Source organism: Ruegeria atlantica, from assembly GCF_001458195.1.
GTDB classification, from domain to species: domain Bacteria; phylum Pseudomonadota; class Alphaproteobacteria; order Rhodobacterales; family Rhodobacteraceae; genus Ruegeria; species Ruegeria atlantica.
This window is the reverse complement of the sequence record NZ_CYPU01000018.1, coordinates 37,375-52,142: the sequence shown is the minus strand read 5'-3', so window position 1 is coordinate 52,142 and position 14,768 is coordinate 37,375. Positions and strand designations below refer to the sequence as shown.

The window sequence follows — 14,768 nt, the reverse complement described above, 5'->3', positions numbered from 1 at the left end:
TTTTTTTAGTTAGGCCACATGGGGCCTTAGCCATTTTCCATTTGATGACGCAGAGCGGTTGAAACGATGTCTCGCCACTCTCCGGATTGCTGCATGATGTCCAAACCCTGATTGAGCGTCTCAAGGATCGCTTCCCCATCCGGATTATCTTTATGGGTCATGACGTTAAGCGACTTGATCGCCGCCAGATTGGGGTTTTCTACAATGCGGTGTTCGTACCCCAGCCGTCCGATTGCTTCGAAGGCCAGATGAGCTTCGATCGCGACGATATCGGCTGTCCCGTTCATAAGCGCGTGAAAGCAATCATCAGGTGAAACCGGGCGCATTAGCGAGATCGCCGGTGCGTACAGTCCGACCGCGTCCATGTGCGACAGCGACCAACCTTCGGGACGACAGATTGTTGTCCCGGCGAAGTCCGCGTAGGTCAATGTTTGCTCATAGCCCGAGCCCTCGCGGGCAAAGAATGTGTCCACAACTTCATAGAACGGGTTAGAAAAGTTGTATGTATCGCACCGCGCGCGGTCTTTTTCAGAAAGCGTCTCGGCCTCTTCACAATTTGGACGCGACCAGGGGAAGGTGGCATCGAAAGCGAGTGTCGGCATCAGAAGATCCAGATGCGACGACCAGTCGTTGACGAACTGGATCTTGTAGGACTGTTCAGGCGCGGCGCGCAGCATCGCTGTTTCGACAAGGTAGGTATAGAGCCCGCGATTGGGCAGGGCCTCGTCGGTGAAAGGCGCATAGTTACCGCCAGTGATAAGCAACAACTGACGGTCGCGGATCTCCGGGCGTTCGCCGGCGTCTGCATTACGGATCAGCGCTGCGGCTTCTGCCCGCGCGGATTCGATCTCATCCTTGGCAGCTGATTTTGCAGCGATCACTGCATCTTCGCTTGCTTTTTTGGCTTCAGCTTCGGCTTCGGCAACGCGGGCTTCTGCCTCTGCGATGGCTTTCGCCGCGCGATTCTCGGCTGCCTTAACCAGCTCGGCTGCCATTTCGGCGGCCATGGCTTCGGCTTCAGTCTGCGGCGCGGCCGGTGCACGCCCGATCTCTTCCAAGCAAGGCATGGTAAGAACGTCGCCTACCCGAATGATGTTCGGATTGTTTCCGATCACGTCCCGGTTTGCATCGTAAATGATACGAAAGTCTTCAGTCGAATAAACTTCGATGGACAACTCGCGCAGGCTGTCGCCGCGTTGGATTTCGTAGGTTGAGCATGCCTGTTGTGCCGAGGCGGTACCCGCAGCGGCAGCAAGTGCCAGGCTTGATATGATCAGATGGTTTCTCATGGGTCCTGTTGCTTTGCCTTGTTCAGTTTTTTGTAAGTTTGACAACACCGATTGAGATGTTGTCCTGATCTGGGTCGCCCTTAGCGTTCAGCGCGGCCTGCAGCCCCCCGGCTATGTCTTGTGCAAGCCCGCTGGCATTGGATTGAATAATGGACTGAATTTCAGCGTTGCTGAGATATTGGAGGCCGTCGCTTCCCAGAACCAATACATCCGAAGGTGCTAGGTCCAGCGGGGTTTCCGGGCAATCGACCTTTGGAATTGCCGCACCCATGATGACCGAAGTCAGTTGGTTGCGGTCAGGATGCGCCAGGGCTTCGGCCTCGGTCAAAGTCCCTTCGGCCAATTGTGCATCAATCATAGGAGCCATCGAGTGATCTTCGTTGATCTGCGACAGCTCTCCGTCCCGGAACAGGTAGAGCGGGCTGTCGCCGATCGAAATCCAGAACAACCGCTGGCCCAACAACAAAGTGCCCAACATGGTTGAGCCCATGTTGAATCCAGTACCTTGTTCCTCGGAATAACCGGCAATGGACGCATTGGCTTGCATTGCCGCAAGGGGCAACGCGTCGATCAAAGCGGACTCGGGTGTCGTTGAACCTTCAAGCTCGGCATCTAACGCGTCACGCCAGGCCTGGATCACAAGGTCAGAGGCGACTTCACCTGCCGCATGCCCGCCCATGCCGTCAGCGACGACGACATAGCTTGCATTCGCCGCATCGAACATGCGCGAAGCAACCGCGTCCTCCTGCGTGTCACGCTGGCCCTTGTCCAGGATCAGCGCAATATCATATGCCGGTGTCGCCAGCATCTATTAGGAATCCCGCCAGTCAAAGCCATCGTCACAGAAGGCGGCAAAGCGGACTGATGTTTCACTGATGCGGATCAGATCCCCGCTGGACAGTGGGACGGTGCTGAGAACCGGCTTGCCGTTCAAGCGCACCAGGTTGGCCTTGCCGCCGTGTCCCAGATAACATTTGCGGTCCTCGGGATCATAAGCAATCACCGCATGGTTGCTGCGGGAAATACCAGTGTCTCCAAAGTCGAGCTGAATGGCCTGATCGTCGTTGCGGCCAATCTGCATCAAGCCCTCGGTCAGTGTTACGCTCGCACCCCGGCCCGGACCACCAGTGATGACCAGCCAACCAACCGGGAAAGACTGTTCGGCATTGTTTGTCTTGGCTGCAGGTTCTGCTGTCTCGATCAGGTCCTGCACATGCGTGTCGGCGCGTTCGAAACCCAGGAAGGTTGTCTTGACGCGACCACGACGATCTTCGGCAGCCGCGGGCTGCGGAACCGGTGCAACTTCAGCCAGTGGTTCTTCGGCGACCGGTGCTTCTGGCACCGGTTCTGCGGCGGGTTCGTCAGCAATTACCTCGATGATCTGTTCCGGCTCGGGTTCCTCGACTTCAAGTACCTCGTGCTCGACAATCTCTTCGACTTCTTCCTCAACTGCCGAGTGCAGCGTCAACACGGTTTCTTCTTCGAGCGCGGGTACTTCGTCTGCCACGTCCTGAACTTCTGCGATAACTTCAGCGACGACGACATCATCTTCAGCCTCAGTTGCATCTGCTACGTCTTCCTCAGAGAATTCCGGCATTTTCTCTTCGGGCACCAACTCATCGGTTTCTTCGTAGCTGTCCGAGGACATATTGCCGCCTGCCAGCGCTTCGCGCAGGGCATTGAAATCGGCGATTGGTTCAGCCTTTTCCGCCTCGGGCGCTACCGCTTCTTCGGCTTCGTTCTCTTTCGGTTTGCCGGCACCTTCGAGAAGCCGGCTAAGAGGGCTTTTGTATTTGAACATGGTGTCGACACCTTTATTCCTTGGCACAGGACAACGGTCCTATGGGGCTGCTTCTTACCTCTGTGCGCGGTTGCACAACGGCACGGATATTTGTGACAACAAGGTCACTTTCTATTTCCGCGACGGGCCGGTTCCCGTCAGGGGTGCCGAACTTGGCGCAACCCTCAGCAAATACATACTGGCAGATCACATACGAACCGGTCAGATCACTCCTGCGTTAATGGCATGTCAGCATCCGTCTCGACGCCACTGCGCAAGACGCTGAAACGGGCCTGCGGCTGGTCTTCGGAAACGAGTTTGGCCAACAAAACATCAAGGCTGTCCGAGCCATCAATGCCAGTGCCAGAAATTGTCTCTGAGACCAGGACATCCCCTTCCTGCAAGCTGCCTGCCGCCTCCGGCGGAACCGAGCTTAGAACTGTTGTCCAACCCGCATCGTCTTTGTTCTGAATTGTGAAAACGTAGCCATTTTCCAAGCCGATCACGTGCATTGCGGGCAGTGCCAACAATCCGTTCTGAGGGCGGGTTTCACCCAATGTGCGATAGCGGGCAGAAACGCGGATGTAGCCGTCCGGGTCCACATTCAGATCGTTCAACACCTGAGCAGCAAAAGTCGTATCTGCCTGCACTGGCTTGCCGTTCAGGGTGAAGATCGTGGCGCCGCGTTTGACCCACTCACCCACAATTGACGTGTCAATTTCCTGGTCAACTCCGGTTATCGCAATCACGTTGCCGGTCGAAGCCCGGCGGCGTGATGTCTGAAACGGGATGTCTACGTCCCAGTGAGAGAATGCGATCTGTTGTTCTGCCAGATTTACCGGTTCCGCCGGAACAGGCGGCGTCGGCTCGACGGTCGCGGCTTCAGCCGTTTCCGTCGCCGCAGCTTCTTCCTGCTCGGTGACAACCGGATCTTCTTGCGCCTGCTCGACAGGCTCTGGAGTGGATGCGACCACGGCCTGCGTGGTCTCAGTTGGTTCTGGTGCCGGCTCCACTTCGGCTGCGGTCACTTGTTCGACCGGGTCCTGCTCGGATGTTTCGACTGCGGCGGTTTCTTCCACCGTTTCCGTTACTACGGGCGTTTGCGTCGATGCGGTGTCTTCGGCCGGAGTTTCCTCTCCGGACATCAGGAAGAACCCGCCCGCCGCCAAAGCGGCGACCACGGCCACACCTGCAACAATTTTGCCTGCACCACTGGATCCGCTTTTGACCACGGTATCCACCGCGACCGGAACCTCATCCTTCGATGTGAACGTGGCTAGCCCGTCGTCGTTCTTGTCTTCATTGCCCAGTGCAATGTCAGTGTTTCCGGCAAGCAATGCGGTGACAACGGCTTCGGCGTTTTCGCTTTCAGCCTTGATCCTGGCTTTCTCTTCTTCTTCGTCTTTTTGGTCCATCGCCACGATCACCGACACCGGCCGATAGTCAAAGCTGTCGAACATCACGCCGGGGCCGCGGAACATGCGCAGCCAATCTAATGCGGTCTGCAGGCGATCCGTTGCGTGAACTTCCATCGCCTTGTCAATGGCTTCCAGGAATCCATCGGGGTAGCCTTCGATACGCCCCGCCAGCGGTGTGTAGGGGTCCGTCTGACCGTTGTTGAATGCGTTCAGGCGGGTCTGGCCGTCGATCGGACGTTCGCCGCTGATGGCGTGATACAGGGTCGCCGCAAGAACATAGAGGTCACTGCTTGGCCCTTGTTCCGCGCCGCGTACATAAAACTCATGCGGCGAATAACCATCCTTGATAACCCGCAGGGTCATTAGCGCTGCGGACTGGTGGGCAGCCTGTTCGCGCGCGGCGCCAAAGTCGATCAGTACCGGATCACCATTTTCGTCGATCAGGATGTTATCGGGCGAAATATCGCGGTGCAGCATGCCGCTTTGGTGGATGAAAGACACCGCCGATAGCATTTTTTCAGTGACCTGAACGATAAAGTCTGGGCCAGCTTTGTTTTTGGAATCTTCAACGTAGTCCAGCAGATCGCAGCCACGGATAAAATCCATCGCGATATAAGCGGTCTCGTTGTCTTCGAACACCTGATGAACGTCGACGATATTGGGGTGTACCAAGCGAGCGTGATTGCGTGCTTCGAGAATAAACAAGTCGATGATTGCGCGCAAATCGTCCTTGTAGTCCGGCTCGACCGGTTCAACCATATCGCCGTTACGACGGCAAAGGGCACCGGGATAGCACTCTTTGATCACAACTTCGCGTTCCAGACTGTCCCGCGCAAGATAGGTGATACCAAATCCGCCATTGCTGATAAAACGCAGGATCTCGTACTGCCCGCGCAACAGCTTGGCGCCTAGTTGAAGACCTTCAATTTTCGGTTCGTCGTGCGTCGCGCCGACGGCCTGGTTGTGGCTCATTTCTTTCCGCCCGTTCTAATCGTTTTGCGGCTTACTTAACTGGGCTTTCAGCCCGCGAACTCACAACCAAACACAACCGCAGGACACTCATGTACGTTAGACGTTTCAAATTTGACTTTATTGGGGCCGCCCGATGGCTTCACTAAGAACCCAGCGCAAAGAAAATCTATATATCGCGCCCTTTCTCATACAAATATCTAAATGTTGATTTTCTAGCGGTGATACTTGCGGACTGAGTGCCTGTTTTTTGCGGATTGGTCACTAAATCCGAAACAATAAACGCGCGATTCTGAGGGCTTCGAATCGCTGCATTGCGGCTCAATTAAAACGGGTAGGCGTCAAGTTCCGGTTTTTGCCTGAACTGAATCGACGCGGCTGCCGGCCCAGGCGAGGTTGTCGCTGAGCTGGGCGAGGATGCTGATAGCGTCCTTCAGTGGCGCGTCACCGCTTTCGAATTGCAGCAGCAAAAGAAGATCAGTGGCCTTTTCAAACTCACCGGGAATCCAGTCGGCTTCAGTGGCGATTTCGCCCCCTTGCTCCAGACGCTCTGCAAAATCTTCGACGATTTCCTGACAGCTGTTCAGGAATGCGGCGGGTTCGATATCCGAAGTCTCGCGCAAGTCGTCATAGATGCTGGCAATTGCCGCCAGCCAGTCTTCAAGGATCGGGTTTTCAAGCGGGGGAAGGGCGGATTCCAACGTGGCGTGAATCGAGGGCGCTTCGACCTGCGCTGGTTCAGCTTCTGCAATGTTCAGGCTGGCCAGAAATGGAAGAAACTCCTGCTCGATGTCATTTTGGGCAGCTTCCAAATCCTTCAAACGCCGCTCAGATGCGACTTGCAGGACCTGTTCGGCCAGACTTTGACCGCCACAGGTCTCCCACAGATCAAAATCAGGCTCGGGTTCTTGCGCCATAGCCTTGACGGCGACCGGTGTGCCGATTGGTACGACAGACCGGAAGAATTTACCTTTTTCTTTTTCCAACCGGTGCAGAACACGGTCCAGCGCGTCCCGAACCGGGGGGAGATCCGCGTGGGTTACGACCAGCAAACTGTTCGAACGCAACTCTTGCGGAACTTGTGCCCACAGGTGGCGCTCAGTCTCACGCCAGGCATTGGTTCCGTTCGTGCACCAGATGGCACAATCGACATAGGATAATAGGTCAAAAGTGGACTTGTAGGTGTCATCCAGTGCGCCGGTTCCCGGCAGATCGAATAATGAGATCTCTTGCAGGGCAGGGGTATTCAACCCAACCGAGATAAAATCAGGGTTATCAGCCGCGGCTTTTTCCAGCGCAATGCCGGAATAGACTTTGGGCTCTTTGTCCCACCAGCCAACCGTGGTTTCCGGTGCGTCCGCATAGGCCACGATGACCAATGGCAGTTTCAGATGCTGCGGACCCGTGGGCAGAATGTCCGCCCCGGCCAGCATGTTTGCGAGGCTGGATTTCCCGGCCCCGAATTCCCCGGCAAAACCGATATTGACCGCATTCGAAAGCCGTTCGGCATGGAACAAGGCGCGCTCGCGCATCTTGTCCAGACCGGCCTCTGACGGCAGGTTTTCGGTGGCGGTCAGGAAGCGTTCAAGCTTGCGTACTTCTTGTTCGGTTCCGGGAAATTCAATCATTCCGCAGCCTCTGCTAATTTCTTGTCCGCGCTATTGCCGCCGAATACCGCATCGAGATCATCTGCAACACGTTGCGCCTGATCGAATGCTGCCTGTGCTTCTGCACGAACATTGGTTTGGCCGGTTCCGACCCGTTGTTCAAGATGTCCGGCCAACAATGCCAGATAATGGTCAAGAACGGTGTTCAGACGCTCAAGCAGATCGGCGCGCGCCGTGTCCACCAGATCGTCCCCGATCATTTCGAATTCCTGAACGATCATCCGCTCGGCCCGAGCGACCACACTTTTGCGCGAAATCAGACGGGACAGCCAGCTGACGCGCAATTCCACGGTGATGCCCCGGGTCAGTGCAGTGGTATCCGGACGGAACCATCGAACCGCACTGGTGTTCATCCGACTATCGGCTGGGTCCTGCCAGCCGGGCAGGGCGCGAAGCGCGGCATTGCTGTTCATGTCGACGGCGTAAAGTTCGCTGAGCATTCGTTGCCGCACCACCTGTGTTGCACCCTGAACCAGCTCGCGCATGCGATCCCGCAGCGGTGAAAAGTTCAATTCAGTGTCACCGCCCTTGGCCAACAAAGGGGAATCGCCATTCGGTCCGCGGACAACGGCGGAGACGGCTTCGGATACAGTGTCATCCATGACGCCGCGAAGATTGGCCAACACATCATCCATATCGTCAATGATCTGTGTGGTTTTTTGCGAAACCAGCGCGCGCAGTTCGGCCAATGTTTTGTCGTTTTCGTCGCCGTCGGTCATGTCGGCAGAGTTTTTGTCGTCAATTACGCGCAGATGGGCCTTGGACCGTTCCAGCTCACCTTGCGCAAAACTGTTAAGGTGCTGCCAAGCCATCTTGAGCTGTTCGTCACGGGGCCCTTGGGTCAAGGCGTGCGTAACGTGGCGGCGCAGATCGGGCAGACCAGAGGCGATCATTGCGGCAAAGCGCAAAACGCCCTCACGGCTGATTGGGCCGGGGCCTTGTTTGATCTCTTCTACACCGTCCAGATATTGCTTCATCTGCTCGGGGTGGGCGCGCAGCCAAGCCAGAACGTGATCGTGGTTCACGCCAGTATCGTCACCGGTCAAGGCATAATGGGCCCATTGGGCGCTACCCATCAGAACATCAATGTCCGAGTTGCCCAGGGCTTTTTCCAAGCCATCCAACACGTCCGTCCGGACTTTTCTAGCGTCCTCAGCGCCGCCGCCCAGTTCGTCCACGCGGTTGATGAAGACGACGATCTGCCCCAGTTCCAGTGCCTGCATCAGGCGGAACAGCTTAAGATCCGCCCGGGACAGGGCCTGATGCGCGGACAATACAACAACAAAGAAATCGGATTCCTTGAGGTATTGGCGCGAGATTTCTTCGCGGATCAGCAGTGGGTCGTTGACGCCGGGCGTATCCGTAACCGTCAACGGGAACGGAAAATGGCCAATGTCAAAGTAGACCTCGGCCTTGCGCGTGATGTCACTGTACAGTCCCCGATCTGAACCGGGGTCGTATTCTTCGCTGTCGGTCGGATCGTCACCCGCACAAACATAACGGGCCAGATCGTCCGAGTTCAGATGTTCCAGATCGTGATGCTGACCCAGCAACTGCTCATAGCTGTCGCCTAATCGCAGTTGGGCGCGGGTTTTCATCGCGTCGACCTGCTCTTCGATCATCTCGCGCTTATAGCTGTCCTCGTCGTCGGGGAACATGTTGCGCAGCTCTTCGCCCTCGGCGATCAGCGCCTGCCACTGGCGGTTATCAAAGAAATGAAATTCGGCCCCTTGGGTCCGACCCGAGGGGTGACCGAAATGCATGTCGGTGATCACGGTCGTCCACGGATTAACATCCGAGGGCAGGTATTCGGCCTGCCCTGTAAACCCGTTGATAAGGCGGGACTTGCCAGCCTTGATTTGCCCGACAAATGCAATTGACGGTTTCAGATTTGATAGATCGCCTACAATGCGTGAAATAAACTGGCGGGTCTCGTCGTTGCTGACCCCGTTCATATCTTCGGCGATTCGAATTAACTCACGACGGTTATTTTCACTCATACTGTTACCCTGGGTACTTGCAATCACAGATTGAATTAATCGAAAAATTGAATATTACGGGCGCTATCATTCGGAACGCTCCGTCAGAGATGTCCACAGATTCACAATGGCGCCTAGCTTGCGCGCCTCGTGAACGACCATGGAGAATTCCTTGCCGTCATTCAGGACGGCCAAACCAGAACCTTTACCGCCGGACGGACGCATGACGATCAGTTGCGGATGATCCAGCGCGGCGGCAGCGTCATCATCCCAGCCCGACAGGTCACATGCGAACTGCGCCAGCAAAGTTTCATCTGCATGTAATGGCTGATCTTCACTACAATCGCCGTCAGACTGAACCATTTCCCCGCCTTCAGCTTTGATCTGGATGCGCCCAACAGCCAACCGCTGGCTGCCGAGATAGAACTGGTTGGCCAAATCGCTGGCATCATCTGTTCGTGCCACGTCATTTACGGGCTCGGCAGTGTCCGGAACGACCGCTATGGCGGGTTCAGCAGGCATTTCGATCATCGTGCAAGCACTAGCGATTTCGCTAAAAGTGATTCCGACATCGTCCGCTTCCAGCGTGGCGTCCGGCCGCAGGGATATCAGGCTGAGTGGTGTAGGCGCCGCGGCAATATCGGTTACCAACTGTGCCAATTGGCCAGCCAGCGTATCGCGCTCTTCGGTCTCAAAATCAGGCGCAACGCCGGACCGGACACGAAAGACATCAGTAACCCGAGAGCTGTTAACCTCAATCGCGAGACAATCGCCGTTGGCAGCCGTAAACTCCAACCTGCGCGGTAAAACAGTGCCACGGATGGACTGCAATACCTTGTCGCGACGCTCAACCGCAGTGTCACCAGCAAGCGCGACGGCTGGTTCCAGCCGCGCAACTGATGATCGCCCAATGCCCTTGAGCAAGTCGAGTATGTTTGTATCCATCATGCCGTGACCCCCTCTGGTCCCGTCTAAACTGCGGCCGCGACGGGCCCCAGACTGAGATGCGATTTTGTCAGTGCCAACCCTACATTCGCGCTGTTGCGACAGATGTAGCAGACCACATGATCCGGATAGGCTTGCGTCCGCAAGAAAATGTTCAACCGATCCTTTGAAAACACCGCGATTTCCCCAAATCCCGGATTTTCGGTATCAGCATTACCCGATTTCCGCAGCAATGCTTCAAAAGCACCCACGCCGCCGCCCTGAAACAGGTTCGCCACTGCAAGCGCGAGACTGTCCAGCACTTCGGCGTCCTCTTGATCGCGAACACTGGTCCCCAATAACATCCCTGTTTCCATGTCGATATACCCGGCTGCGACGCAGTCGGGTATCGTTTCCATCGCAGATTTCAGTGCGGCTTCGATAGACATCGGGCTTCCCGTCCTTCTACCTTGGTTTCACGTTATAAAACATGCCATTCAGCCCCGCCCTTGTTCCCGGTTTTCGGAAGCGTTGAAACGTCTTTTTTCGCGTCGCGGGCGCCGTGTTCTGCGGCGATCTTGTCGAACTCTTCCAGGAAGGCCATGAAAACCTTTTTCAGGCCTTCCGTGTCGCCGGGAAGATCCTCACCAGCTGTGATCTCGCGCCACATCGCCGATGCGCTGAGTGTTGATCCGGCCTCCACATTCAGCAATTTCTCAAGGGTTTCAGACTCGGGCCTGGTCTCGGACGTTCCGTTTGACATAGGCACGACCTGTGTTTCGATCAGGCCGTTGGTTTCGGGTTCCAGTTCGAACTCATCGGCCGCACCATCCGATTGCTCGGCGAGCAATGCAACGATTGACGACACAGATGTGTCAGCGCGTTGTGCGTCTGCTTCGGGGTCTTCGGATGCAGCATCTTCAGCTGCGTCAGCCAGCTTATCCTCGATCGACGCCAACAGGTGATCCTGACCATCGGAGGCGGTGTCAGACTGATTAGCCTCGGCTTCCAGTTCCAAGGTCTCTTCTTCGTCGAAATCCTCGTCATCCAGTTCAAGAAACGCGTTTTCTTCCGAAGGGATCTCGGCAACATCAGCCAAATTCAGAGGCTGACTGGGCGTTTCGCGGAAAAAGGAGCGCAATTCGTCCTGATCTATTTCGGGCCTGGTCTCTTCCGAGATCGCTGTCATTTCAGCCCGCAACCGTCCGGCCTCATCCGCGTCAATGCGGGGTGCGCGTGCAGTGTCGCCTGAGCGTGTCTCGACCCGGGCAGGACGGATCGGAAAGCTCGTTACGACTTCGTCCTGCAGATCTTCGTCCTGAACGGGATTGACCAGCTTTAGCGGAGCAGGCTGCTCTGCGCTCTCACTAGGTTTGCGAGGGCGGACAGGTTGCACACTGGGCATATTGGCAAGGCTGTTGTCGATCTGGTAGCGCGCCAGCATGTCTGCACGGTTGTCCATAATCTGTTCGGTGATCTCAAGAAAGCTGTCCACCATCTTACCGCCGCCACTGCGCCCCCACATTTCTGCGTCGCCGCTCTTGTCGCGCGCGGTAATCGCATCGCGGGCCGAGAACAAAATAGATCGATTGAACAGATGCCCTGCCTCGCGGTTGACCCGGCGCAACACCTTCTGGCGGTCCTTCGTGCCCAATGTATCCGCGCGGGTGACCAACAACAAAGACTTGTGTTGCAACCGTTCCGGCAGCGCGACCCATGTCGCCCGTTCGGTCTCGCGCCAGGCTTGGGTGGCGTGCGTGCACCACAGCACGCCATTGGCCTGACCTACGGCGCGACGCCACACGTCGGTTGAAATCTTGGGGTCCGAGATACCCGGCGTGTCGATCAGATCAACCGCTTCGAGAATGTCGGATTCAAGAAAAATACGAACGAATTGGGCGTCGTTAACACCGACTGACTCCAACGCATCCAACTCGATGTTTTCGCGTGTGCCGTCATGGCGCTGCACATAAGCAGATTGCTTGCCCCAACTAAACCAGACGGGCGGCAATTGCGTGGCCGTCACTTGGGTTGGTAGCGTGTGCGACCGAAGCAGAAAGTTCATCAGCGTCGATTTGCCGGCACTGAATTCACCCATGAGTGCAAAGATCGGCTTGCGGCGGGACCACTGCTCAATGCGTTCCCATGCTTTGGGCGAGACGAAACGGGTTTGTGAGTCTTTTGCCATATCGCTACTTATGCTGCCTCGTTACTAAGATCTTTCAGGATGTCGCCCAGAATATCGTCACGCGATTTCTGTGGTGTCAGTCCTGCTACCAGAGCTGCGTTGCGGCTTGGGTCACTCTCGGCCGAAGCCGAAATGCTAAGCAACGTCTCTTTCTGCTCGCGCATGAAATCCGACAGGATCGCGCGAACGTTTTCCAACACGGCTGCAACCTGATTTTCCTCGATGTCCTTGGTGATCGAATTCGCCTCGGACGCGATCAGGCGCGTATAGTCGGCTGCATAGGCTTCGAACCCTTTGCGGCGCTGCCACCAGCGACGCCACCAGGTGCTTTGCAAGTCCAGTGCGATTGTTCGTCCAATTCCGAGTGGGGGTGGGACACGCGGAACAATGGGTGCTTCGATACTGAACTCACCCAGGTGGTTGCCCAGTATCTTCTGATACAGCATCTCAATATCTGCGGCCGCCGTATTGTAAAGCGCACCTGCTTCTTTGCGCATCGACCGCGCAAAACTGAAATACGCGGCCTTTTGCAAGGTCCGAAGACCCGCCGGGTCATACTGCCACGTGCCTTGTTCGTCGTTCCGCTCAAGGTGGGCAATCAGCGAATCCGTTGCACGTTTGACAAAGTTGGTTTCCGCTGAATTCAGTCTCTCCAACACCTTCGCACGTAAGGATGCGGTCAGTTCAGCTACTTTCTTTTCGTATTGATCCGAGAGTGTGGCAATCGCGTCCTCTGGCGATACACCATCCAGATCACGCACGAGACCTTCACCGCCTGAAAGGGTCTTGGCAACGGCCGTGGCGCGGATTTGGCTGGCTATGTTGCGGGCGCGGTGGCGGACGCGATCCAGCAAACGGGTGCCCGCGCCTTCGGTGATGCGCTCGTTCATGGCCAACAACAAATCGGGCAGGCCGGACAGCGCCCAGATTTTGTCGAGCGAGGGTGCCTGATCGCCAAAACCGGCGGCCAGATAGAACGTGTTCAACGCCTCGCGCGATTCATCGGACAGAATCTCGGGGTTGCCGGTCAACGCGGCCTCAGCCCACAATGCGCTGCCAAAGACAACGCTGGTATTGGCATCGATATTGTTCTGCTTGAGCGTGTCCTGAATACGGTCACGGATTTCCGGGACCTGATTGACCGGATCCGCCAATTCGTCAATTCGGTTCACAAACAGGATGATCTGCCGGTTCTCAAACTGGGCGATGATCCGCATCAGCGCCATGTCCATGGTTGTAAGCGCCTGGCTGGCGGCAAGAACAACAACGCAGACTTCAGATCCGCGCAAGCTGCGCAGGGTGATCTGTTCGCGGACCATAAAGGTATCGTTGACACCCGGCGTGTCACACAGTTTCAACGCAATCGGGTATTGCGGAATGTCCATATACAGTTCTGCCGACTTCGTCACATCGGCGAACCGCCCCGTTTTGGGGTTGATGTCCGGGTCATCTTCGTCACCCAGACAGACATAGCGCTGGATCAGCTCTTCGTCGAAGTAATCATATTGATGGCTCTGCCCCAGAATCAGGTCGAAATGCTGGCCCAATCTGGATTCGGATTTAGCCTTCATCTCGCCGATCTGGCGGCGAATGTCATCCATCTCGTCATCGGCGCCAGCGCGGTTTGCCAGTTCACCCAGACGGCCGCCGCCGACCATCAGGTTGTCCCATTCTTCTTGTTCAAAGAAGGTAAATTTGGCGCGTTTGTCGCCTTCGGTTCGGGTGTTGATGTTCAGTGTAGTCACCACCGACGTCCACGGGTTTACATCCGATGGCAGCAGGGCAGGGCGCCCGGCCAGGATGTTCACGATCGAAGACTTGCCGGCCTTGACCTGCCCAACCATCGTAACGCTGGCCGAGAAATTCTCCATCCGGGTCTTGAGCGTGGCAAGACGGGCGGACGAACGTGCATCCGCCACCTCTGTCAATTGATCAATCTGTGCGGTCAGCGAGTTCATCGCTGACGTCATAGGCGTCAGTGCCTCATTGCCAACTGACAAAAGATGGTCGTTTCGCGCCATGTTCAGCCTCCGGTTCCTGTCGCGGCCAACGTGTCAGTTGGCGTGCTGGTCATGGTGTCGATTCGGGCGATCAGATTCAGCGCATTGCCCAGGATAGCGGCTTCGGCGCCCGGCGAAATCGACTCGAAGGTGTGGCAATCCGCCAAAACTTCGATCGAGCTGAAGCGCTCGCTATTTTCAAGGCGGGCAAGACGACGCCCGGTCGGAAAACCCTCGGATTTGGTTTCGGGCAGCGGCATACGCGAGTTTGCAAGCAAGTATTGCCGCCCCGAGCGTGTGCGCAATGAGACGCCAAACCCGGTGTTTGGATGGTCGCGGTTCAGGGATTTGAGTTCGCCAAGAAAACTTTCACGCGCAAGACCAACGGCTTCTTGCTCGGCAGCAGTGGAGTTCATCATATTGGTCACGTTTCAGACCCTTGTACTGGAGTTGAGCGAAAAAACTCGTACAGCGCCCGAAGGCAAAAAAGACTCATTAACTCCTTATGCCTATAGGCGGCTTTCAAGGCGGTCTTATTTTGACGCGAATAAGAT

Annotated in this window: 11 protein-coding genes; all 11 read right to left on the bottom strand. The window is 56.2% G+C overall.

Annotated features, from left to right (window positions below; translation table 11 throughout):
* Positions 1-26: 26 nt before the first annotated feature.
* On the bottom strand, positions 27-1,289 hold the full coding sequence (locus RUA4292_RS05110) for a substrate-binding periplasmic protein (RefSeq protein ID WP_058276623.1): 1,263 nt from the start codon (positions 1,287-1,289) through the stop codon (positions 27-29).
* A gap of 22 nt (positions 1,290-1,311) precedes the next feature.
* Complete coding sequence (locus RUA4292_RS05105) at positions 1,312-2,097, bottom strand: PP2C family protein-serine/threonine phosphatase (RefSeq protein ID WP_058276622.1); 786 nt, start codon at positions 2,095-2,097, stop codon at positions 1,312-1,314.
* 3 nt (positions 2,098-2,100) lie between these two features.
* Positions 2,101-3,090, bottom strand: coding sequence for an FHA domain-containing protein (locus RUA4292_RS05100; RefSeq protein ID WP_058276621.1), 990 nt, complete (start codon positions 3,088-3,090; stop codon positions 2,101-2,103).
* 206 nt (positions 3,091-3,296) lie between these two features.
* A complete protein-coding gene (locus tag RUA4292_RS05095) occupies positions 3,297-5,459 on the bottom strand; it encodes a serine/threonine protein kinase (protein WP_058276620.1) in 2,163 nt (720 codons plus the stop codon).
* 338 nt (positions 5,460-5,797) lie between these two features.
* The gene (locus RUA4292_RS05090) at positions 5,798-7,084 is read right to left on the bottom strand and encodes a dynamin family protein (protein ID WP_058276619.1); all 1,287 of its coding nucleotides are present in this window, start codon (positions 7,082-7,084) and stop codon (positions 5,798-5,800) included.
* Positions 7,081-9,123, bottom strand: coding sequence for a dynamin family protein (locus tag RUA4292_RS05085; RefSeq protein ID WP_058276618.1), 2,043 nt, complete (start codon positions 9,121-9,123; stop codon positions 7,081-7,083). The genes RUA4292_RS05090 and RUA4292_RS05085 overlap by 4 nt, the downstream gene beginning before the upstream one ends.
* A gap of 66 nt (positions 9,124-9,189) precedes the next feature.
* Positions 9,190-10,050 carry a hypothetical protein gene (locus RUA4292_RS05080; RefSeq protein WP_058276617.1) on the bottom strand — a complete coding sequence of 287 codons (861 nt, stop codon included), beginning with the start codon at positions 10,048-10,050 and terminating at the stop codon, positions 9,190-9,192.
* Between the two features lie 23 nt (positions 10,051-10,073).
* A complete protein-coding gene (locus tag RUA4292_RS05075) occupies positions 10,074-10,475 on the bottom strand; it encodes a hypothetical protein (RefSeq protein ID WP_058276616.1) in 402 nt (133 codons plus the stop codon).
* Positions 10,476-10,507: 32 nt separating this feature from the next.
* Entirely contained in the window at positions 10,508-12,214 is a 1,707-nt protein-coding gene (locus RUA4292_RS05070) for a dynamin family protein (protein ID WP_058276615.1), read from the bottom strand.
* Between the two features lie 8 nt (positions 12,215-12,222).
* Positions 12,223-14,235: a dynamin family protein gene (locus RUA4292_RS05065; protein WP_058276614.1), complete on the bottom strand. Its 2,013-nt coding sequence runs from the start codon at positions 14,233-14,235 to the stop codon at positions 12,223-12,225.
* A 2-nt stretch (positions 14,236-14,237) separates the two neighbouring features.
* Positions 14,238-14,630, bottom strand: a complete 393-nt coding sequence (locus RUA4292_RS05060) for a hypothetical protein (protein WP_233493355.1) — start codon at positions 14,628-14,630, stop codon at positions 14,238-14,240.
* Positions 14,631-14,768: the final 138 nt, after the last annotated feature.